Source organism: Vibrio sp. 10N.247.311.47 (assembly GCF_041467535.1).
Taxonomy (GTDB): Bacteria; Pseudomonadota; Gammaproteobacteria; order Enterobacterales; family Vibrionaceae; genus Vibrio; species Vibrio crassostreae_C.
In genome coordinates, this window is the sequence record NZ_JBFSUR010000108.1 from 1 (window position 1) to 1,270 (window position 1,270).

Consider the following 1,270-nt stretch of genomic DNA (forward strand, 5'->3'; position numbering starts at 1 on the left):
CCGACTATAAGTTTAGACGGTGGGTGGAAGTGTCCATATCATTAACAACGCCGCTATTTGGTATAGAGATCGTAATCTTTCTTCCGTTCTGTAATCGGATTTAATTGACCAGTAAACGAAGTTCCAAATACCTCATGGTTGTATTTCATCGCATCCAAGGGAGCATAAGAACTCTGAGTTTTAAACTGCGCTGCATATACAGGAATTCCTTTACCCGGATATAAATCTTCATATGAGCTTATAGCGCTAATAACTTGAGTATGAAGGTCTTGTTCCTTCTCGCTATTAAATTGTGCCTCGGAGTATATTAATTGCTCAAAACTAGCGTCTGCTTTTAAAGGTTCATCAAATTCTGTTTTTACCCCATCAGTCACAACGATCGAATAAGTCGTATCTTCTTTTAACCCTGATTCACATTGAATTTTGATATTTGAACCATCGGCCGATATTTGAGTGTCAACTTCATCGCCTGTTATTTCATCAATTAATACAACATTCCCGGCTAAGGTTTCGTTATTGAGTGGATAACGTTTATCAGAATTAACACTTTTTAGAGGAATCAAAATCGGTTCTGCACAAAGTCCCCAACCGTCTAGGGCTGCGTATGAGTTGTTGTAGTCCTGATAATACGCGTCGTTAGTCGATGACATTACGACAACGTCTTCACCGACACCGGATATTGTTCCATCCTCGTCATACCCATAACCATCGTTCGGTTATGGTAATTCATTAATGTTGTAGGGAACCAATATCAATACGGCATCTTGAGCCGAGTCTTCAGACTGACAGCCGAGTAAGGCAAGCGTAATTAGTCCACATATATACGGCTTATTGAAATCTTTCAAAACAGCTCCTTCGTAGCTTTCGCATTTAACTGGTGTGGTCATGCGATTTATCGTTATTTGAATTGCCGATTGAGTCGGAGGTAAGCTCGACTTTTATTCGTAGAGAGCAAGGCAACACAGAGTTGGAATGACACGTTGATAAAACTACGTAAGAAATTTGAGCAGTTAACCCACACCCACTAAATCAGCGTCACCCGTTAATGATCTAATAGCGACTGGCGGCAAGCACCTGAAACCACATTAAACAACCTCAAAAAGGTTTATAAGGGAATATGAAAAGAGGGATAATCAAACAAATTCAATTATTTAAACATAAAATAAGACAAAGTGAGTGAGTTTATATTTATAGTGGTATTTGTTATATTTAAGTCAGGGCAAGATCATGAAAAACCCATATGGAATAAGGGGTAGCGTGAAGTGATGTT

At 39.0% G+C, this 1,270-nt stretch carries 1 pseudogene; it reads right to left on the minus strand.

The features are described from left to right. Nucleotides 1-56: 56 nt before the first annotated feature. Nucleotides 57-887: pseudogene (locus AB6E51_RS24455) on the minus strand (lipase); the annotation flags it as partial. Between the last annotated feature and the right edge of the window lie 383 nt (nt 888-1,270).